This is a genomic window from Pseudomonas sp. S09G 359 (assembly GCF_002843605.1).
Taxonomy (GTDB): domain Bacteria; phylum Pseudomonadota; class Gammaproteobacteria; order Pseudomonadales; family Pseudomonadaceae; genus Aquipseudomonas.
Genome location: NZ_CP025263.1, coordinates 6,193,578 through 6,212,293 on the forward strand (window position 1 = coordinate 6,193,578; position 18,716 = coordinate 6,212,293).

The 18,716-nt window shown below is 62.8% G+C and carries 15 protein-coding genes; 4 read left to right on the plus strand and 11 right to left on the minus strand.

Annotated elements, in window-relative coordinates; genetic code table 11:
• Positions 1 to 26: 26 nt before the first annotated feature.
• Entirely contained in the window at positions 27 to 1,280 is a 1,254-nt protein-coding gene (locus tag CXQ82_RS28545; RefSeq protein ID WP_101273282.1) for an aspartate aminotransferase family protein, read from the minus strand.
• A gap of 209 nt (positions 1,281 to 1,489) precedes the next feature.
• Here CXQ82_RS28545 and CXQ82_RS28550 point away from each other — a divergent pair, with 209 nt between their 5' ends.
• Entirely contained in the window at positions 1,490 to 2,389 is a 900-nt protein-coding gene (locus tag CXQ82_RS28550; RefSeq protein ID WP_101273283.1) for a LysR family transcriptional regulator, read from the plus strand.
• 226 nt (positions 2,390 to 2,615) lie between these two features.
• Here CXQ82_RS28550 and CXQ82_RS28555 read toward each other — a convergent pair whose 3' ends face one another.
• The 10 genes from CXQ82_RS28555 to bioB form a co-directional block, all read right to left on the minus strand.
• Positions 2,616 to 4,394 (minus strand): acyl-CoA dehydrogenase C-terminal domain-containing protein, encoded by a 1,779-nt coding sequence (locus tag CXQ82_RS28555; protein WP_101273284.1) that lies wholly within the window; start codon positions 4,392 to 4,394, stop codon positions 2,616 to 2,618.
• 247 nt (positions 4,395 to 4,641) lie between these two features.
• Positions 4,642 to 6,411 (minus strand): acyl-CoA dehydrogenase C-terminal domain-containing protein, encoded by a 1,770-nt coding sequence (locus CXQ82_RS28560; RefSeq protein ID WP_101273285.1) that lies wholly within the window; start codon positions 6,409 to 6,411, stop codon positions 4,642 to 4,644.
• A gap of 90 nt (positions 6,412 to 6,501) precedes the next feature.
• Positions 6,502 to 7,791: a diguanylate cyclase gene (locus CXQ82_RS28565; RefSeq protein ID WP_101273286.1), complete on the minus strand. Its 1,290-nt coding sequence runs from the start codon at positions 7,789 to 7,791 to the stop codon at positions 6,502 to 6,504.
• A gap of 206 nt (positions 7,792 to 7,997) precedes the next feature.
• On the minus strand, positions 7,998 to 9,803 hold the full coding sequence (locus CXQ82_RS28570) for a phenylacyl-CoA dehydrogenase (RefSeq protein WP_101273287.1): 1,806 nt from the start codon (positions 9,801 to 9,803) through the stop codon (positions 7,998 to 8,000).
• Positions 9,804 to 10,139: 336 nt separating this feature from the next.
• Positions 10,140 to 10,421: a pyrroloquinoline quinone biosynthesis protein PqqE gene (locus CXQ82_RS28575; protein WP_099585700.1), complete on the minus strand. Its 282-nt coding sequence runs from the start codon at positions 10,419 to 10,421 to the stop codon at positions 10,140 to 10,142.
• 105 nt (positions 10,422 to 10,526) lie between these two features.
• Positions 10,527 to 11,207: a dethiobiotin synthase gene (gene bioD, locus CXQ82_RS28580; protein ID WP_101273288.1), complete on the minus strand. Its 681-nt coding sequence runs from the start codon at positions 11,205 to 11,207 to the stop codon at positions 10,527 to 10,529.
• Positions 11,204 to 12,016, minus strand: coding sequence for a malonyl-ACP O-methyltransferase BioC (bioC, locus tag CXQ82_RS28585; protein ID WP_101273289.1), 813 nt, complete (start codon positions 12,014 to 12,016; stop codon positions 11,204 to 11,206). Before bioC ends, bioD begins: the two co-directional genes overlap by 4 nt.
• On the minus strand, positions 12,009 to 12,740 hold the full coding sequence (locus CXQ82_RS28590) for an alpha/beta fold hydrolase (RefSeq protein WP_101273290.1): 732 nt from the start codon (positions 12,738 to 12,740) through the stop codon (positions 12,009 to 12,011). The genes bioC and CXQ82_RS28590 overlap by 8 nt, the downstream gene beginning before the upstream one ends.
• The gene (gene bioF / locus CXQ82_RS28595) at positions 12,733 to 13,902 is read right to left on the minus strand and encodes an 8-amino-7-oxononanoate synthase (protein WP_101273291.1); all 1,170 of its coding nucleotides are present in this window, start codon (positions 13,900 to 13,902) and stop codon (positions 12,733 to 12,735) included. Before bioF ends, CXQ82_RS28590 begins: the two co-directional genes overlap by 8 nt.
• An 82-nt stretch (positions 13,903 to 13,984) precedes the next feature.
• Positions 13,985 to 15,040: a biotin synthase BioB gene (gene bioB / locus CXQ82_RS28600; protein WP_016977842.1), complete on the minus strand. Its 1,056-nt coding sequence runs from the start codon at positions 15,038 to 15,040 to the stop codon at positions 13,985 to 13,987.
• 92 nt (positions 15,041 to 15,132) lie between these two features.
• Here bioB and CXQ82_RS28605 point away from each other — a divergent pair, with 92 nt between their 5' ends.
• From CXQ82_RS28605 to CXQ82_RS28615, 3 genes are all read left to right on the plus strand, one after another.
• Positions 15,133 to 15,870 carry a ComF family protein gene (locus CXQ82_RS28605; protein ID WP_101273292.1) on the plus strand — a complete coding sequence of 246 codons (738 nt, stop codon included), beginning with the start codon at positions 15,133 to 15,135 and terminating at the stop codon, positions 15,868 to 15,870.
• Between the two features lie 57 nt (positions 15,871 to 15,927).
• Positions 15,928 to 16,692 (plus strand): TOBE domain-containing protein, encoded by a 765-nt coding sequence (locus CXQ82_RS28610; RefSeq protein WP_101273293.1) that lies wholly within the window; start codon positions 15,928 to 15,930, stop codon positions 16,690 to 16,692.
• Between the two features lie 79 nt (positions 16,693 to 16,771).
• Positions 16,772 to 18,670: a PhoX family phosphatase gene (locus CXQ82_RS28615; protein WP_101273294.1), complete on the plus strand. Its 1,899-nt coding sequence runs from the start codon at positions 16,772 to 16,774 to the stop codon at positions 18,668 to 18,670.
• The last annotated feature ends 46 nt before the right edge of the window (positions 18,671 to 18,716 follow it).

Genomic DNA, 18,716 nt, shown 5'->3' on the forward strand with positions numbered 1-18,716 from the left:
CCGCGAGACGGTTCAGGAATTCGGGGTTAAACGGCGATGCCCTTGCGGCATTGCAGTTGGGCGGTGCGCACGCGGGAGAAGGCGCGAGCCAGGCGTAAAAGCATTTCGTCGATGTTGCTTTTGCTGACCGTCAGGGCCGGGGTGAAGCGCAGGCAGTCTGGTTGCGGGGCGTTGAGGATCAGGCCTTCGAGAAGCGCAGCTTTTACCACCGCATCTGCAGAATCATCCGACAACGTGAGGCCCCACATCAGGCCGTTGCCACGCAGTTGGCCGTGGTCGTAGCGGTAGGCCAGGCGGGCGAGGCCTTCGCCCAGGTAAAGGCCGGACTCACGTACCTGGTCAAGGAAGCCGTGTTCCAGCACCGTGTCGAGCACCGCCAAGCCGGCCGAGGCCATCAGCGCGTTGCCATGGTGAGTACCTTCCAGGTCGCCGACTTCAAAGCAGCAGGCTTTGCCCCGCGCCAGCAGCGCTGCCAGCGGCACGCCGCCGCCCAGGCCTTTGCCGAGGGTGAGGATGTCGGCCCGCACGCCGTACTGTTGTTCGGCAAGCAGCGTGCCGCAGCGGCCCAGGCCGGTTTGTACTTCATCGAGGATCAGCAGGATCCCCAGCTCGCGACACAACCGCTCGACTCCCTTGAGGTAATGCTCGGTCGCGGCGATCACGCCGGCTTCGCTCTGGATCGGTTCCAGCAGGATGGCGACCGTCTGTGCATCGACGGCCGCGTGCAGGGCCGGCAGGTCGTTGAAGGGCACATGGCTGAAGCCTGGCAGTTGCGGCTCAAAGCGCGTACTCGCCGAGGCGGCCATGGCGGCGAAACTGCGCCCGTGGCAGCCACTGCTGGCGCTGATGATGCGGTAGGCACCGCCGCGATGCCGTTGGCCCCATTTGCGCGCCAGCTTGATCGCCGCCTCGCAGGCTTCGGCGCCGCTGTTGAGCAGGTAGGCCTGGTCGCTGCCGGTGCGATGGCACAGACGTTCGACAAGGTTGAGTTGGCTGCGGTTATGCAGGCCCACGCCGGGGTTGATCAGTGCCTGCGTCTGGGCACCCAGGGCATTGATCAGCACCTGCGGGCTGTGGCCGAGGCTATTGGCGGCGTTGCCCTGGCTGAAATCCAGGTAGGCGCGGTCGTCGCTGTCCCACAGCCATGAGCCCTGGCCGCGCACGAAGACCTGGGCAGGCTTGGCCACGGTTGGCATCAGGGATTCGCTGGAGGGATCACCCTGGGGCGTCTCCAGGATCAGATCGTCAAGGCTCGGCGCCGGCCGACGGAACAGGTTCACAGGCGACCCCCGATGGCAAGCGGACCTTGGTAGGCCCCCACCGCACACAGTGCCTTGAGGTTTTTTGCCTTGCCTATGTAAATCCTATCAACATAAACGCTGTTCATTGCCCGATCCGGCCCTGTAAGCCCTGCGAATAGGCGCTAGACTAGGCGTCTCGGGGGCCAACGGCCATTTCGATTTTCCAGCTTTTTCGATAAGTAAGCCTTATGGATTTCAAGCAACTGCGTTATTTCGTCGCGGTGTATGAAGAGGGTCACGTAGGCCGTGCGGCGGAGCGCCTTTCGATCTCCCAACCGGCCTTGTCGCAGCAGATCCGCCAGCTGGAGCAGAACCTGGATGTCAGCCTGTTCGAGCGCAGCAGTAAACGCCTGTTGCCGACCCTGGCCGCCCACACGCTGTACAACCACGCTTTGCCGCTGATCGATGGCATGCAGCAGGCCGTCGAAGCCCTGCGTAACTTCAAGGGCCAGGCCATGCGCACCTTGGCCATTGGCGTGCTGCAAACCGTGCACACCAGCCTGGTGCCGCAAATGCTTGAGCGCGTGCGCAAGGCGCAGCCGCACCTGGTGGTGCAGATCTACGAATTGACCGGATTGGAAATTGAACGGCGGCTGCTCAATGGCTCGCTGGACATCGGCATCAGCTACCTGCCGCCACGCCAGCCGGGGCTAACTGGCGTGCTGCTATATGAAGATGAGTTGAAGGTAGTCATCCCCGAGGACCATCCCCTGCGGGAATTCAAGAAAGTCTCGCTGAAACAGGCGGCCGAGTTGCCGATGTTGCTGCTGGGGGAAGAGTTTCAGGTGCGCCAGATCTGGCAGGGCCAGTTGTCCAACCTCGGCCGCCGACCACAAGTGCAGGCCGAACTGAACACCATGGTGGGGATTCTCGACAGCCTGCCCCACACCAAACTCGCCACCGTGCTACCGGGGCGCTCCCAGGACGAACACAACAGCAAGGCGTTGCTGTGGAAACCCTTGAGTGAACCCAGGGTGCCGCTGAAAGTGGGGTTGGTGTGCCGCGACGTGCAGCGCCAGCAGGCAACGGTGGCGCTGTTGCGCACCTTGCTCGAAGACGTGATGAATGCACCGCAGGCAAGCGCCTGACTTTTTCGCGGGCAAAAGAAAACCCCGCCGAAGCGGGGCTTTGCAGACTGTTTCCCTGACATCCATTTCACTCCGCCATCCTGGCAGAATCCTACGTGTCCGTGTTGTTGCTTTGCGCTTCCTGCGCGACGTCCATGTGAAGTAGATTATCCGTGGATCCAATTTGGCGATAGAGGACGAATAGCAGCACGTCATGTAAGAGAATGCTTACACGACCTCCAAGCCCTTAGAACAGTGCTTCATCCAGCAAAAACAGCGATTCGCTACCGGCTTTTACCGACGCACTCAGCGAATGAATACGCGGCAGCAGGCGCGCAAAGTAGAACCGCGCGGTGCCCAGCTTGCTGGCGTAGAAGTCTTCCTCAGCCTCTTTGCCCAACGCAGCCTTGGCCATGCGCGCCCACATATAGGCGTAGGCCATGTAGCCAAAGGCGTGCAGGTACTCCACCGACGCCGCGCCGATTTCATTCGGGTTGGTCTTGGCGCGATCCAGCACCCAGGCGGTCAATTCGTCCAGGTTATCCACTGCCGCGCCGAGCGGCCGGGTGAATTCGGCCAACTCAGCACCCGCCGAGGCGATGAACTGGCGGATCTCGTCGGCGAACAGCGTGTAGAACGCGCCGCCGCTGCCGACAATCTTGCGCCCCATCAAATCCAGTGCCTGGATGCCGTTGGTGCCTTCGTAGATCTGCGTGATGCGCACATCACGCACCAGTTGCTCCTGGCCCCACTCGCGGATGTAGCCGTGGCCGCCAAACACTTGCTGGCCGAGCACGGTGGTTTCCAGCCCGAGGTCGCTGAGGAAGGCCTTGGCCACCGGCGTCAGCAACGCCACCAGGTTATCGGCGCGCTCGCGGGCCGCCGGGTCTTCGCTGAACTTGGCGATGTCCAGTTGCGTCGCCACGTAGGTGGAGAACGCGCGGCCGCCTTCGTTGGCGGCTTTCATAGTCAGCAGCATGCGGCGCACGTCGGGGTGCACGATGATCGGGTCGGCGACTTTGTCCTTGGACTGGGCCCCGGTCGGCGCACGGCTTTGCAGGCGGTCGCGGGCGTATTCAATGGCGTTCTGGTAAGAGCGCTCGCCGGACGCCAGGCCCTGGATACCCACCCCCAGACGCTCGTAGTTCATCATGGTAAACATCGCCGCCAGACCCCGGTTGGGCTCGCCCACCAGATAACCCACGGCGGCGTCGAAGTTCATCACGCAGGTGGCGGAGGCCTGGATACCCATCTTGTGTTCGATGGAGCCACAGCTCACCAGGTTACGCGCGCCAAGGCTGCCGTCGGCATTGACCATGAACTTCGGCACCAGGAACAGCGAGATGCCCTTCGGCCCCGCCGGTGCGTCCGGCAGCTTGGCCAGCACCAGGTGAATGATGTTTTCGGTGAGGTCGTGTTCGCCACCGGTGATGAAGATTTTGGTGCCGCTGATGGTGTAGGACCCATCAGCCTGAGGCTCGGCCTTGGTGCGGATAATCCCCAGGTCGGTGCCGGCATGCGCCTCGGTCAGGCACATGGAACCTGCCCACTCGCCGGAATACATCTTCGGCAGGTAGGTGGCTTTCAACTCTTCGCTGGCGTGGGTGTTGATCGACACGCAGGCGCCGGAGGTCAACATCGGGTACAGGCCAAACGCCAGGCTCGACGAGTTGATCATCTCTTCAACCTGGGCCGACACCGCCTTGGGCATGCCCATGCCGCCGAAAATCGGGTCCCCGCCTACACCCACCCAGCCGCCTTCGGCGTAGGTTTTGTAGGCTTGTGGATAACCATCCGGCGTGAACACCGCCGTGTTGTCCCAACGGCAACCTTGCTCATCGCCGCCACGGCTCAGTGGGGCGATGGATTTGGCAGTGACTTTGCCGGCTTCTTCGAGGATTGCCTCTACAGTTTCGGCGTCAACGGTGTCTGCCAACGCCGGCAATTGGGCCCAAGTGGTGGCGACCTCAAAAACTTCGTTGAGGACGAAGCGCATATCACGCAGCGGCGCTTTGTAATCAGCCATGGCAAACCTCGTGAGAACGTGAAAAGTAAGTCGGTAGGATCGGTTTTACAGGCTTCGAGTGTACCCGAACAACTTTTCAGACACATAGGGTCCGTTCGTGACCAACAAGTATTTATAAGTCACACACAGATCCAATGTGGCAGCGGGCTTGCTCGCGAAGGCGTCGTGTCAGTCCCAAATCCGATGACTGACACTACGCCTTCGCGAGCAAGCCCGCTCCCACTCTGAAACAGTGGAGAGTCAACTGCTACAGGGCAAACAACTGAGCAGGCAGGCTCATCAAGCATTCGCTGCCCGCTTCGACGCTGGCACGATGGGTTGCCGTACGCGGCAGCAGGCGCTTGAAGTAGAACTCGCAGGTGGCCAGCTTGGCCTTGGCAAACTCGGCATCGTCATGACTTTGCGCCGCAATGGCCATGCGCAGCCACAGGTAGGCGAGGATGACGTAGCCGCTGTACATCAGGTAATCCACGGCGGCGGCGCCTACTTCGTCAGGGTTTTTCATCGCGGCCATGCCGACCTTGGTCGTCAGTTCGCCCCACTCCTGGTTCAGCGTGTTGAGCTGTGCCACATAACCCTTGAGCTGTGCATGCTCGGCATTCGCCGCGCAGAACTTATGCACAATCTTGGTAAACCCGCGCAGCAATTTGCCCTGGCTGCCGAGCACCTTACGCCCCAACAGGTCGAGGGCCTGGATGCCGTTGGTGCCTTCGTAGATCGGCGCAATCCGCGCGTCACGCGCCAGTTGCTCCATGCCCCATTCACGAATGTAGCCATGCCCGCCGAATACCTGCATGCCGTGGTTGGTCACCTCCAGGCCGGTGTCGGTCATAAAGGCTTTGCAGATCGGCGTCAGGAACGCCAACAGGTCTTCGGCCTCCTGGCGCTGGCCGGCGTCGCTGCTCAGGTGCGCGGTGTCGAGCAGTTGCGCGGTGAAGTAGGTCAGCGCGCGGTTGCCTTCGTTGAAGGCTTTCATGGTCAGCAACATGCGCCGCACGTCGGGGTGCACGATGATCGGGTCGGCAGCTTTTTCGGGGGCCTTGGCGCCGGTGAGCGAACGCATCTGCAAGCGATCGTTGGCGTATTTGATCGCGCCCTGGAAGCTCGCCTCGCCATTGCACAGGCCCTGCATGCCCGTGCCCAGGCGCGCGTGGTTCATCATGGTGAACATGCAGTTGAGGCCTTTGTTCGCCTCGCCAATCAAAAAGCCCTGGGCGCCGTCGAAGTTGAGCACACAGGTGGCCGAGCCCTTGATGCCCATCTTGTGTTCGATGGAGCCGCAGTGCACCGCGTTGCGCTCGCCCGAGTCGGCATGGAACTTGGGCACGATAAACAATGAGATGCCTTTGGTGCCCGCCGGCGCATCCGGCAGCTTGGCCAGCACCAGGTGGATGATATTGGCGCTCATGTCGTGCTCGCCGGCCGAGATGAAGATCTTGCTGCCGGTGACCGCGTAGCTGCCGTCGGCCTGGGGCACGGCGCGGGTCTTGATCAGGCCAAGGTCGGTGCCGCAGTGGGCTTCGGTGAGGCACATGGTGCCAGTCCACTCGCCGGCGGTGAGTTTGCTCAAATAAGTGGCTTTCTGCTCCGCGGTGCCGTGGGCGTGGATCGCCGACATCGCGCCGTGGGTCAAGCCTGGGTACATGCCCCAGGAAGTGTTGCTGGAGCCGATCATCTCGCTGAGCACCAGGCCCAGGGAGTGCGGCAGGCCCTGGCCGCCGTAGGCCGGGTCCGCCGCCACGCCGTGCCAGCCGCCTTCCACGTACTGGGCGAAGGCTTCCTTGAAACCCTTGGGCGTGGTGACGACACCACTGTCGAAATGGCAGCCCTCTTCGTCGCCACTATGGTTGAGCGGCGAGAGCACGTTTTCGCAGAATTTGGCGCCTTCTTCGAGGATCGCCGCCACCATGTCCGGGCTGGCGTCCGTTGCGCCCAGGGCCGCGTAGTGGCCGTGGAAATCAAACACGTTGTCGATCAGAAAGCGCATGTCGCGCAGGGGAGCTTTGTATTCAGGCATGACAGTTTCTCCGGCAGCAGATGGTTTCAACCTACTGCCGGCGGCCGCCGTGGACAATCACTGTAGAACCGCTGAATACACCACCATCACTCAACCGGCAGCGCTTTCCATGCGCACCGCGCCACGCCGGGTTTGCCCGGCCGCGACCACACAGTTGCGCCCCGCGCCCTTGGCGGCGTACAGCGCCTGGTCGGCGGTCTTGAGCACTTCTTCGGGGGTGCGCTGCTCGACCTGGCGCTCGGCCACGCCAATGCTGATGGTCACCGAAACACTCGACGCCCCGCTGCCGGCGCGGCGCTGACGGCCTTGCTGATCGTCCTGCGGGCGGTCCGAGTTGCGCAGCTTGATGTCGTAATCGGCGATGATCTCGCGGATTTCCTCCAGGTGCGGCATGCACTCTTCCAGGGTCTTGCCGGCGAACACCACGGCGAATTCCTCACCGCCATAACGGTAGGCACGCCCGCCGCCGTTGACCTTCGACAACTTGCTCGCCACCAGGCGCAGCACCTGGTCACCGACGTCGTGGCCATGGGTATCGTTGAAGCGCTTGAAGTGGTCGACGTCGCTCATGGCCAGCACATAGTTGCGCCCCAGCCGCTGCATGCGCTCGTTCAGGGCGCGGCGCCCCGGGAGGCCGGTCAGTTCATCACGGAAGGCCATTTGATAGGCCTCGTGGGCCACGCCGGCGGCGATCATCAGCATCACCTGGCTGCACATGATGTTCAGCGTAAAGGGCAGGATGAAGGTTTGCGGCAACATCCAGAACAGCCCCAACAGCCCCACCAGTTGCGCCGCATGCAGCGGGCGCGGCTGGTACCAGTATTGGGCGGCCAGGGTCAGGAAGCCGATCAGGAACATGGGATACGACAGCTGGATCAGGCTCATCCAGGTGCCATGCAGCGCCGGCCAGCGGATCTCCGCCAGCCAGTTCAACACCGCCACCGGGTAACTTTGCTCCAGCGCCAACGCCACACTGCCTACCGCCAGCAATACCGCGCCGCGTGCGACAAAGTCGCGGAACAGGTGGGTTTTCTCCTGCCACAGCGCGTAGATGCTGAACAGCAGCGGCAGCAACAGGCAACACAGGTGAAACACCACGGCGGCATCTTCGCGTACACGACCATTGTCGCGATAGAAGTCGGTCTGGGTATCGAGCAGGAAGTAGGCGATGTACACCGTGATCATCAGGAACAGCTCACGCTGGCGCCGATACACCGCGCAATACGAACCGCCGAGCAACAGCACCAGGGTCGGCAACACATTGAACAGCGAGGTGAAGAAGACGTTGAGATCCTTGACGTAGGCAGCCGAAAGCCCGGCCAGCAGGAGCAGCAACGAAGGGAGAAAATGACTGAAACGTACAGCGGACACGCGTGACAAGGGTAAAACTCCGACCCGCAAAAAATAGTGGCACTGTGCCTTTATGCGAACAGTTAAGCACAACCTGCCCGTCATGTATCACATTGCCATCACTGTAACGGCAGCCGGCGGCAATCCCTGAGCGCTGTACTGTGGTTTTTTATCGCACATAAAAAAACCGCCGCGTCCCGAGGGGCGCGGCGGTTTTCAACAGAACCGGCTGTGGCTTAGTAGCCCAGGTCGAAGTTCTCTTCTTTCATGTCCATCAGGTTGTTGGCGCCCGACAGCATGGTGGCCACGTGGGTACGGGTACGTGGCAGGATGCGCTGGAAGTAGAAGCGCGCGGTTTGCAGCTTGGCAGTGTAGAAGGCTTCTTCGGTGGTGCCGGCTGCCAGTTTCTCGGCGGCCAGGCGTGCCATGTCAGCCCAGAAGTAAGCCAGGCAGGCGTAACCGGAGTACATCAGGTAATCCACCGAGGCGGCACCGACTTCTTCACGGTCTTTCATCGCGGCCATGCCGACCTTCATGGTCAACTCGCCCCACTCTTTGTTCAGCGCAGCCAGCGGCGTCACGAACTCCTGGACCGCCTCGACACCTTCGTTGGCCTGGCAGAACTTGTGCACGATCTTGGTGAAGCCCTTGAGCGCTTCGCCTTGGGTCATCAGCACTTTGCGGCCGAGCAGGTCGAGTGCCTGGATACCGGTGGTGCCTTCGTACAGCATCGAGATGCGGCTGTCGCGAACGTTCTGCTCCATGCCCCACTCGGCGATGAAGCCATGGCCGCCGTAGATCTGCACGCCGTGGTTGGCCGATTCAAAACCGACTTCGGTCATGAACGCCTTGGCGATCGGGGTCATGAAGGCCAGCAAGCCGTCGGCCTGTTTCTTGGCTTCGTCGTCGGTGCCGTACTTGACGATGTCCACTTGCTTGGCGGTGAAGTACACCATCGCACGGTTGCCTTCGGCGAAGGCTTTCATGGTCAGCAGCATGCGGCGCACGTCGGGGTGCACGATGATCGGGTCAGCGGCTTTGTCCGGGGCTTTCGGGCCGGTCAGGGAGCGCATTTGCAGGCGATCACGCGCATATTTCAGGCCGCCCTGGAAGCCGATCTCGGCGTGGGACAGGCCTTGCAGCGCGGTGCCCAGGCGAGCGGTGTTCATAAAGGTGAACATGCAGTTCAGGCCTTTGTTCGCCGGGCCGATCAGGAAGCCGGTGGCCGCGTCGAAGTTCATCACGCAGGTGGCGTTGCCGTGGATACCCATCTTGTGCTCGAGGGAACCGCAGCTCACTGCGTTGCGCTCACCAATCGAGCCGTCTGCGTTCGGCAGGAACTTGGGCACGATAAACAGCGAGATGCCTTTGGTGCCGGCCGGTGCGTCCGGCAGGCGCGCCAGTACGATATGGACGATGTTGTCGGCCATGTCGTGTTCACCGGCCGAGATGAAGATCTTGGTGCCGGAGACTTTGTAGGAACCGTCGGCCTGAGGCTCGGCCTTGGTCCGCAGCATGCCCAGATCGGTGCCGCAATGCGGCTCGGTGAGGCACATGGTGCCGGTCCACTCGCCCGACACCAGCTTGGTCAGGTAGGCGTTCTGCTGTTCAGGAGTACCGTGCTCGGAGATGGTGTTCATCGCACCGTGGGACAGGCCCGGGTACATGCCCCACGACCAGTTGGCGGCGCCAACCATTTCGCTTACCGCCAGGCCCAGGGACTCCGGCAGGCCTTGGCCGCCGTGTTCCACGTCGTGGGCCAGGCTTGGCCAGCCACCTTCGACGAATTGTTTGTAGGCTTCTTTGAAACCAGTAGGGGTCTTAACGCCTGACTCGCTCCAGGTACACCCTTCGATGTCGCCCACGCGGTTCAACGGTGCCAGCACTTGCTCACAGAACTTGGCGCCTTCTTCAAGGATGGCGTCAACCATGTCCGGAGTAGCGTCCTGGCAAGCCGGCAGGCTCTGATAGTGCGCTTCATAGCCGAGCAGTTCGTCACGAACGAAGCGAATATCACGCAAGGGGGCCTTGTAGTCAGGCATAGCGATAAACCTCTGCTGATGTATCTGGAATGAACAACCGCGTGGATTTGTTGTTGCGGTCAAACAGGTGTTTGAAACATACGTTTACGACCTGGGGATGTCAAGCGTCGGTCGGATGCCGTTTGTCATGACACACGTCATCCTCAGGCACGACAAAGCCTGCGACGGGTTGCCACATCAAATGAGTGTAGAGATGGATCAGGATAAAACAGGGCAAATGTGGGAGCGGGCTTGCTCGCGAACGCGGTGGGTCAGCCAACACTTGAGTTGACTGACCCACCGCGTTCGCGAGCAAGCCCGCTCCCACAGGAGAGCCGGGGTAAATAGAGAGAGGGGTTAAGCGTAGGTATCGATCAACGTACCGAGCATTTCATCCGAAGCCTTGGCGACTTTCACGCCCAGCTCGACCTGAAACTTGCCCTCGGCCAGTTCCACCATATTGCTCGCAGAGTTGGTCGGCTGACCACGGTTGACCGCCTGCAAGCGATCATTCTGGGCGTCGGAAGGTTGGCTGGTGGCGGCACTGGCGATTTTGCCGGCGGCCTGGTCGACACGGCTTTGCCCGGACTGAATGGTATTCAGGCCCGAATAAAACGCGCTGCTTCCAGAGATTTCCATGGCTAAGCCTGCCTTTAGAGAATCGTGAACGCTGATTGAAGCAGAGATACTCGCAAAACACCCGTCAAAAACACTAATGGCATAATGCCTTAGCGATAGCCAAAATCAGTCAAGCAGGTCCAGTTGCAGGTATTGCGCCACAGCCTCGGCCCCGGCGTGCTTGAGTTTCGGTACCCGACCCAGGCACGGAGCAGGCAAGCGCTCGGCCAGGGTGGCGAGGTTTTCTTCCAGGCGCGAGGTCTTCGGGTCGATGATATTCGCCACCCAGCCCGCCAGCGGCAGACCGTCCCGGGCGATGGCTTCGGCGGTGAGCAAGGCATGGCTGATACAGCCCAGGCGCACGCCGACCACCAGGATCACCGGCAGTTGCAGCGCCATGGCCAGGTCCGAGAGGTTGGCCTGGTCGGCCAAGGGCACGCGCCAGCCGCCCGCGCCTTCGATCAAGGTGAAATCGGCTTGCCGCGCGAGGATCTGCTGCATCGGCTTGAGCAACGACTGCACCGTCAACGCCACACCGGCCTCCCGCGCCGCCAGATGGGGGGCGATGGCCGGCTCGAACGCCACCGGGTTGACCTCGGCATAGGTCAGCGGCAATGAGCATTCGGCCAACAACGCCAGGGCATCCGCGTTGCGCAACCCCTTGGGCGTTACCTGGCAGCCGGAGGCCACAGGCTTGCCGGCGGCGGTGCTTTTGCCGGCGTGGCGCGCGGCATGCAGCAGGCCGGCGGCGATGGTGGTCTTGCCCACATCGGTGTCGGTGCCGGTGATGAAATAGGCGGCGCTCATAGAGGTTTCTCCAGTACGGCATACACCACTTGATACGTGGCGGGCAGGCCCTGGGCCTGACGGAACTGCTCGTAAGCGTGTACCAGTGCAACAATCCGCGCGCGCCCCGTCAAGCCTCCCGGGCGACCGGGGTTGAGGTTATGCGCACCCAATGCCTTCAATTCGTGGGTCAGGCTGCGCACATCCGGGTAATGCAGCACGTGGGGCTGGCGCTCCAGGCTCACCACGCGCAGGCCGCTGGCGGCACACAGCTGTTGATACGCCTCGAAGGTGCGGAAGCGGTTGACATGCACCAGGCCATCTACCGCGCGCCAGCTTTCGCGCAGCTCATCCAGGGTGCCCACGCACAGGCTCGCAAACGCCAATATCCCGCCCGGCTGCAGCACGCGATAGGCCTCACTGAGCACCGCGTCGAAATTCGCGCACCACTGCACCGCCAGGCTGGAGAAGATCAGCCCGCAACTCGCATCGGCAAGCGGCAGGCGCTCGGCATCGCCCGCAATGAAATAGTCGGCGCCGCCCAATGGCCGCGCGTGGTTGAGCATGCCCTCGGCAATATCCAGCGCCACACCCTGGCTGGCCGGCAGCGACTCGCCCAGCGCACGGCTGAAATAGCCGGTGCCGCAGCCCATATCCAGCCAGCGTTGGGGCGCGGTTGCTGACGGCAGGCGCGACAGCAGTGCATGCCCCACCGCCCGCTGCAACTCGGCGACGCTGTCGTAGCTGGCCGCCGCACGGGAAAAGGACGCCGCCACCTGGCGCTTGTCCGGCAAGCCGCCTGGCAGGGCTGGATGGGATAAATCAGTCATCGACACACTCATGCAAAAAAGCCTGGATGGCCCCCGCCACACCGTGGGGGTCTTCCAGAAGAAACGCGTGGCCGGCCTGTTCAATCAGGCCGATTTCGACATCGGGCAGCAAACTCAGCAGATCGCTCGCCGCCTCCGCTGGCACCAGCCCGTCCATCCCGGCGAACAGATGCAACTGCGGGCCACGATAAGCCAGCAAGGCGTCGCGGGTATCCAGCTGGGCGAGCAATTCAAGGCCGCTCATCAACAGGCTGGAAGGCGTATTCGGCGCCCCGCTGACCAACAGCCGCGCCAACCCACGTGGGTCCTCTGCGCCCTTGGCACAGAGCAGGCCGAAGCGTTTGAGGGTGACTTGGGAATCGGCATGGCAACCGGCCAGAAACGCATCGAAGGTCTCGGCGGGCATCGCGCTGGGCCAGCCGTCGTGGGCGACAAAACACGGGTTGCTGGCCAGGGTCAGCAGGCCGCAGCAGCGTTCGCCGCGCCGCGCCGCGAGCTCGGAAGCGAGCATGCCGCCCAGGGACCAGCCGCCCAGCCAGGCGTTGTCGGGCAGCGTGGCGTCGAGTTCGTCGAGCCATTCATTCAGATCGCTGGAAGCCAGCACCGGCAAGGGTTCGATCTGCACCTGCAGGTGCGCGTCGAGGCCCTGCAGGGCGGCGGCCAAAGGCTCCAGGGGCGAGACGCCGAGGCCCCAGCCGGGCAGTAAGATCAGTCGATCACGCATGGTCGGGCTCCAGGCGGAAACAGTCTTCCAATGCGTTTAACAATAGCTGCACCTGCGCCGCGCTGTGGGCCGCCGTCAACGTCACGCGCAAACGCGCGCTGCCGGCCGGCACGGTGGGCGGGCGAATTGCAGTGACCATCAGGCCCCGCTCGCGCAGCCGCTGCGACAGGCGTACCGCTTTGGCGCTGTCGCCAATCAGGATCGGCTGGATCGGCGTAAAGCTGTCCATCAGGTCCAGGCCAAGCTGCTCGGCGCCCTGGCGGAACTGGCGGATCAGGCCGTTGAGGTGCTCGCGCCGCCAATGTTCGGTGCGTAACAACTCCAGGCTTTTCAGGGTGGCGCAGGCCAGCGCCGGCGGTTGGCTGGTGGTGTAGATGTAGGGCCGGGCGAACTGGATCAGGCTTTCAATCAGCTCTTCGCTGCCGGCCACAAACGCGCCGGCGGTGCCGAAGGCTTTGCCCAGGGTACCGACCAGCACCGGCACGTCGTCCTGGCTCAAGCCGAAATGCTCGACGATCCCACCGCCATTCGCGCCCAACGGGCCGAAGCCGTGGGCGTCGTCGACCATCAGCCAGGCGCCTTTGGCCTTGGCTTCGCGGGCCAGCGCGGGCAGGTCTGCGAGGTCGCCGTCCATGCTGAACACGCCATCGGTGACCACCAGGGTATTGCCGGTGGCTTTCTCCAGGCGCTTGGCCAGGCTGGCGGGGTCGTTGTGCAGGTAACGATTGAAGCGGGCGCCGGAGAGCAAGCCTGCATCCAGCAACGACGCATGGTTGAGGCGATCCTCCAGTACCGTGTCGCCCTGCCCCACCAGCGCGGTGACCGCGCCAAGGTTGGCCATGTAGCCGGTGGTAAACAGCAGCGCGCGCGGGCGACCGGTAAGGTCGGCCAGGGCTTCTTCCAACTCATGGTGCGGCGTGGCATGCCCGACCACCAAGTGCGAAGCGCCACCGCCCACGCCCCAACGGGCCGCACCGGCGCGCCAGGCTTCGATCACTTGCGGGTGGTTGGCCAGGCCCAGGTAGTCGTTGTTGCAGAAGGCGAGCAAGGGTTGGCCATCGACCACCACTTCCGGGCCCTGGGGACTCTGCAGCAAGGGGCGTTGGCGATAAAGGTGTTCGGCACGGCGGGCAGCGAGGCGCGCGGCGAGATCGAAAGACATGCAGGCCTCGATTAAACAGGTTCAACTCGGTCAAAAAATGTGGGAGCGGCTTGCCCCCTCCCACATTTGCAGTGCATTTCAATCAGACGACGGCGTTATAGAACTGCTCGCTGCTCTTCTGCTCCACCAGCGCCTGTTCGATCGCCGCCTGGTGCACTTCGTCGGCGTGTTCTTCGCGAGCTTCCGGCAGGATGCCCAGGCGCGAGAACAGTTGCATGTCCTTGTCGGCCTGCGGGTTGGCGGTAGTCAGCAGTTTGTCGCCGTAGAAAATCGAGTTGGCGCCGGCGAAAAACGCCAGGGCCTGCATCTGCTCGTTCATGGCTTCACGGCCGGCCGACAGGCGCACATGGGATTGCGGCATCAGGATGCGCGCCACCGCCAGCATGCGGATGAAGTCGAACGGGTCGATATCTTCGGCGTTTTCCAGCGGAGTACCGGCCACCTTCACCAGCATGTTGATCGGCACCGACTCCGGATGCTCCGGCAGGTTGGCCAGTTGGATCAGCAGGTTGGCGCGGTCGTCGAGGGACTCGCCCATGCCGAGGATGCCACCGGAGCAGATCTTCATCCCCGAGTCACGCACATAGGCCAGGGTTTGCAGCCGCTCGCTGTAAGTGCGGGTGGTGATGATGCTGCCGTAGAACTCCGGCGACGTGTCGAGGTTGTGGTTGTAGTAGTCGAGGCCGGCCTGGGCCAGGGCTTCGGTCTGGTCCTGGTCGAGACGGCCGAGGGTCATGCAGGTTTCCAGGCCCATGGCCTTCACCCCTTTGACCATCTGCAGCACGTAGGGCATGTCTTTGGCCGACGGGTGCTTCCAGGCGGCGCCCATGCAGAAGCGCGTCGAGCCGATGGCTTTGGCGCGGGCGGCCTCTTCAAGGACCTTCTGCACTTCCATCAGCTTTTCTTTTTCCAGGCCGGTGTTGTAGTGGCCCGACTGCGGACAATATTTGCAATCTTCCGGGCAAGCGCCGGTCTTGATCGACAGCAACGTCGACACCTGCACGCGGTTGGCGTCGAAATGCGCGCGGTGCACGGTCTGCGCCTGGAACAACAGGTCGTTGAACGGCTGCACGAACAGCGCTTTGACTTCGGCTAAGGACCAATCGTGACGCAAAGTGGCGGTGGTGCTGGCGCTCATGGGCGATTCCTTGATTATGCTTGGGCAAACGCTGCGGGAAGGGCAATACCCACAGACACGACACGGATGCTCGGCATATTTAAGGAAGATTCATGCACTGTCAACCTGGATACAAACACAAGGTTTACATCTGGTTAAAAAACAACCATACCTGTTTAATCTGTGATGACCCGGCGCAAAGTCCCGATTGTGTGTGCAACGCCTGCGAAACCGAGTTGCCCTGGCTGCTCGAGCATTGCGAGGTCTGCGCCCTGCCCTTGCCCATGGAGGGTTTGATCTGCGGCCAATGCCAGAAACACCCACCGGCGTTTAAACAGGTGATCGCCCCGTGGACCTTCAGCTTTCCGGTCGACACGCTGATCACCCGCTTCAAGCATCAAGCGCGCTGGCCACTGGGGCATCTGCTCGGTCGTTTGCTCGGCCACTACCTGCGCCATCGCTTCGAAAATGCCGAACTCACGCGCCCCGACTGCCTGCTGCCGGTGCCCATGGCCGCCAAACGTCTGCGCGAGCGCGGCTACAACCAGGCCCAGATGCTGGCGCGCTGGCTCAGCGACGACCTGGGCATCACCGTAGAAGAACATCTGTTGTTACGCCCCTACGAAACCGTCGCGCAACAGGCCCTCGACGCCAAGACCCGCCAACGCAACCTGCGCAACGCCTTCGCCCTGGCACCCGGCGCCCAGGTGCAAGGCCGGCACTTCGCGTTGGTGGATGATGTGCTCACCACCGGCGCCACCGCCCACAGCCTGGCACGCCTGCTGATGGGCGCCGGCGCGCGGCAGGTGGATGTGTACTGCCTGGCGCGCACGCCCAAACCAGGCGCCTGACTTGACTCCCACGCCCCAGGGCGGCAACGTCGGCGCATCTTATCCAAGCGTATGCCCATGTCCCTGCCCACCTCCCTCAGCCAACACATCATCCGACGCCCGCAGCGCATCGCCCTGCTGGGGCATATCGCCGAGCAAGGTTCCATCACCCGCGCCGCCAAGGCGGCCGGCCTGAGTTACAAAGCCGCCTGGGACGCCATCGATGAACTGAACAATCTGGCGCAAAAGCCGCTGGTGGAACGCAGCGTGGGCGGCAAGGGCGGCGGCGGCGCCAAACTGACGGCCGAAGGTGAGCGCGTGCTGCGCCTCTACCAGCGCCTGCAAGCGCTGCAAGCTGAAGTGCTGGGCTCGGATGAAGCCGCCAGCGACTTCAACCTGTTGGGCCGCTTGATGTTGCGCACCAGCGCACGTAACCAGTTGCATGGCCAGGTTATCGGCATCGACAACCATGGCCGCAATGATGTGATCCGCCTGCAATTGGCCGGTGGGCTGAGCCTGGACGCGCAAATCACCCACGACAGCACGCAGCGGCTGGAACTCGAGATTGGCGTGGAAGTGGTCGCCCTGATCAAGGCGGGTTGGCTGGAGTTGCTGGCATCCGGAGCGCCCGCAACACCTGGACACAATTGCATCAGCGGCAGCGTCGAGGCGATTCTCGCCGCCGACGACGGCCCCAGCGAAGTGCGCATCGCCCTGCCCAACGGCTTGGTTTTATGCGCCCTGGCGCAGCCGGGGGCACTCAAGGCCCTGGGCGCGACCGAAGGCGACGCGATCCAAGTGCAATTCGCGCCGAGCAATGTGCTGCTGGGCACGCCGGTCTAAACGGCAACCCGCTTCAAACTGCAACAATTTCGTCACGCCCGCTCCTTATGGTGTCTGCAAAAACCGCAGGGAGCCTGAGATGAGCCTATTAGAAGAAAACCAAGCCACCGACCTTGAGCAGATGGTCGGCCTCACCCGCCGCCGCTTTATCGGCGCTGGCGCGCTGTGTGGTGCCGCGATGTTCCTGGGCGGCAACCTGCTGACCCGCAGCGCCCTGGCCGTCAACGCCGCCTCCGCCAGCCCGTTGCTGGGGTTCACCAGCATCGCCGCCGCCACCAGCGACGCCATCACCTTGCCGCCAGGCTACAGCGCCTCGGTGCTGATCAGCTGGGGCCAGCCGCTGAGCAAGAGCGCTCCGGCGTTTGACCCGTCGGGCAACGGCACCGCCAAAGCCCAGGAGCAGCAGTTCGGCGACAACAACGACGGCATGAGCCTGTTCGCCTTCCCCGGCGACGACAACCGCGCGCTGATGGCGATCAACAACGAATACACCAACTACCGCTACCTCTATGCCCACGGCGGCGCGCCGCAATCGGCCGAAGACGTGCACAAGGCCCAAGCCAGCGAAGGCGTGTCGGTGATCGAAGTGCGGCGCAAGGGCGACACGTGGCAGTTCGTCCAGGACTCGCGCTACAACCGACGTATCCACGGCAATTCACCAATCCGCCTCAGCGGCCCCGCCGCCGGCCACGACTGGCTGAAAACCAGCGCCGACAAGTCCGGCAAAAAAGCCCTCGGCACCTTTCAGAACTGCGCCAACGGCAAAACCCCTTGGGGCACTTATCTGACGTGTGAAGAGAACTTCACCGACTGCTTCGGCAGCAGCAACCCACAACAAACCTTCGACGCCGGGCAAAAACGCTACGGCGTGGTGGCTGCCAGCAAAGAGATCAACTGGCACCTGCACGACCCGCGCTTCGACATCGCCAAGAACCCCAACGAGCTGAATCGCCACGGATGGGTGGTGGAAATCGACCCGTTCGCCCCCCAATCCACTCCGGCCAAGCGCACCGCACTGGGCCGTTTCAAGCACGAGAACGCGGCCCTGGCAGAAACCCGCGACGGCCGCGCCGTGGTGTACATGGGCGATGACGAACGCGGCGAGTTCATCTACAAGTTCGTCAGCCGCGACAAGATCAACCACAAGAACCCCAAGGCCAACAAAGACCTGCTCGACCATGGCACCTTGTACGTGGCCATCTTCGACGCCGGCGACGGCAACGCCGACCACCCCAAGGGCAAGGGCCAGTGGGTCGAGTTGACCCATGGCAAAAACGGCATCGACGCCAGCAGCGGTTTTGCCAGCCAGGCCGAGGTGCTGATCCACGCGCGCCTGGCCGCCAGCGTGGTGAAAGCCACGCGCATGGACCGCCCGGAGTGGATCGTGGTCAGCCCCACGGACGGCCAGGTTTATTGCACCCTTACCAACAACGCCAAGCGCGGCGAAGACGGCCAGCCGGTAGGCGGCCCCAACCCGCGCGAGAAAAACGTCTACGGCCAGATCCTGCGCTGGAAGGCCGACGCCGATAACCACGGCGCGCTGCAGTTCACCTGGGACCTGTTTGTAGTGGCCGGCAACCCAGGCGTGCATGCCGGTACGCCGAAGGGCGGCTCGTCGAACATCAACCCGCAGAACATGTTCAACAGCCCCGATGGCCTGGGCTTCGACAAGGCTGGGCGCCTGTGGATCCTTACCGACGGCGACTACAGCAACGCGGGTGACTTTGCCGGCATGGGCAATAACCAGATGCTGTGTGCCGACCCGAGCACCGGGGAGATTCGCCGGTTCATGGTGGGGCCGGTGGCATGCGAGGTGACCGGGATCAGCTTTTCGCCGGATCAGAAAACCCTGTTTGTGGGGATTCAGCATCCGGGTGAAACCGGCGGTTCGACCTGGCCGGAGCATCTGCCGAATGGCAAGCCACGGTCGTCGGTGATGGCGATTCGGCGCGATGATGGTGGGATTGTCGGCGCCTGACAGGCCCCAATCGGGGGCAAGCCCCCTCCCACACTTGACCGCGTTC

What these genes read in the sequence shown, in the direction of transcription:
- bioC (WP_101273289.1), bottom strand. Translation starts at nt 12,016, where the DNA reads ATGACTGATTTATCCCATCCAGCCCTGCCAGGCGGCTTGCCGGACAAG.
- bioD (WP_101273288.1), bottom strand. Translation starts at nt 11,207, where the DNA reads ATGAGCGCCGCCTATTTCATCACCGGCACCGACACCGATGTGGGCAAG.
- bioF (WP_101273291.1), bottom strand. Translation starts at nt 13,902, where the DNA reads ATGTCTTTCGATCTCGCCGCGCGCCTCGCTGCCCGCCGTGCCGAACAC.
- CXQ82_RS28575 (WP_099585700.1), bottom strand. Translation starts at nt 10,421, where the DNA reads ATGGAAATCTCTGGAAGCAGCGCGTTTTATTCGGGCCTGAATACCATT.
- CXQ82_RS28610 (WP_101273293.1), top strand. Translation starts at nt 15,928, where the DNA reads ATGTCCCTGCCCACCTCCCTCAGCCAACACATCATCCGACGCCCGCAG.
- CXQ82_RS28615 (WP_101273294.1), top strand. Translation starts at nt 16,772, where the DNA reads ATGAGCCTATTAGAAGAAAACCAAGCCACCGACCTTGAGCAGATGGTC.
- CXQ82_RS28570 (WP_101273287.1), bottom strand. Translation starts at nt 9,803, where the DNA reads ATGCCTGACTACAAGGCCCCCTTGCGTGATATTCGCTTCGTTCGTGAC.
- CXQ82_RS28590 (WP_101273290.1), bottom strand. Translation starts at nt 12,740, where the DNA reads ATGCGTGATCGACTGATCTTACTGCCCGGCTGGGGCCTCGGCGTCTCG.
- CXQ82_RS28560 (WP_101273285.1), bottom strand. Translation starts at nt 6,411, where the DNA reads ATGCCTGAATACAAAGCTCCCCTGCGCGACATGCGCTTTCTGATCGAC.
- bioB (WP_016977842.1), bottom strand. Translation starts at nt 15,040, where the DNA reads ATGAGCGCCAGCACCACCGCCACTTTGCGTCACGATTGGTCCTTAGCC.
- CXQ82_RS28555 (WP_101273284.1), bottom strand. Translation starts at nt 4,394, where the DNA reads ATGGCTGATTACAAAGCGCCGCTGCGTGATATGCGCTTCGTCCTCAAC.
- CXQ82_RS28605 (WP_101273292.1), top strand. Translation starts at nt 15,133, where the DNA reads ATGCACTGTCAACCTGGATACAAACACAAGGTTTACATCTGGTTAAAA.
- CXQ82_RS28550 (WP_101273283.1), top strand. Translation starts at nt 1,490, where the DNA reads ATGGATTTCAAGCAACTGCGTTATTTCGTCGCGGTGTATGAAGAGGGT.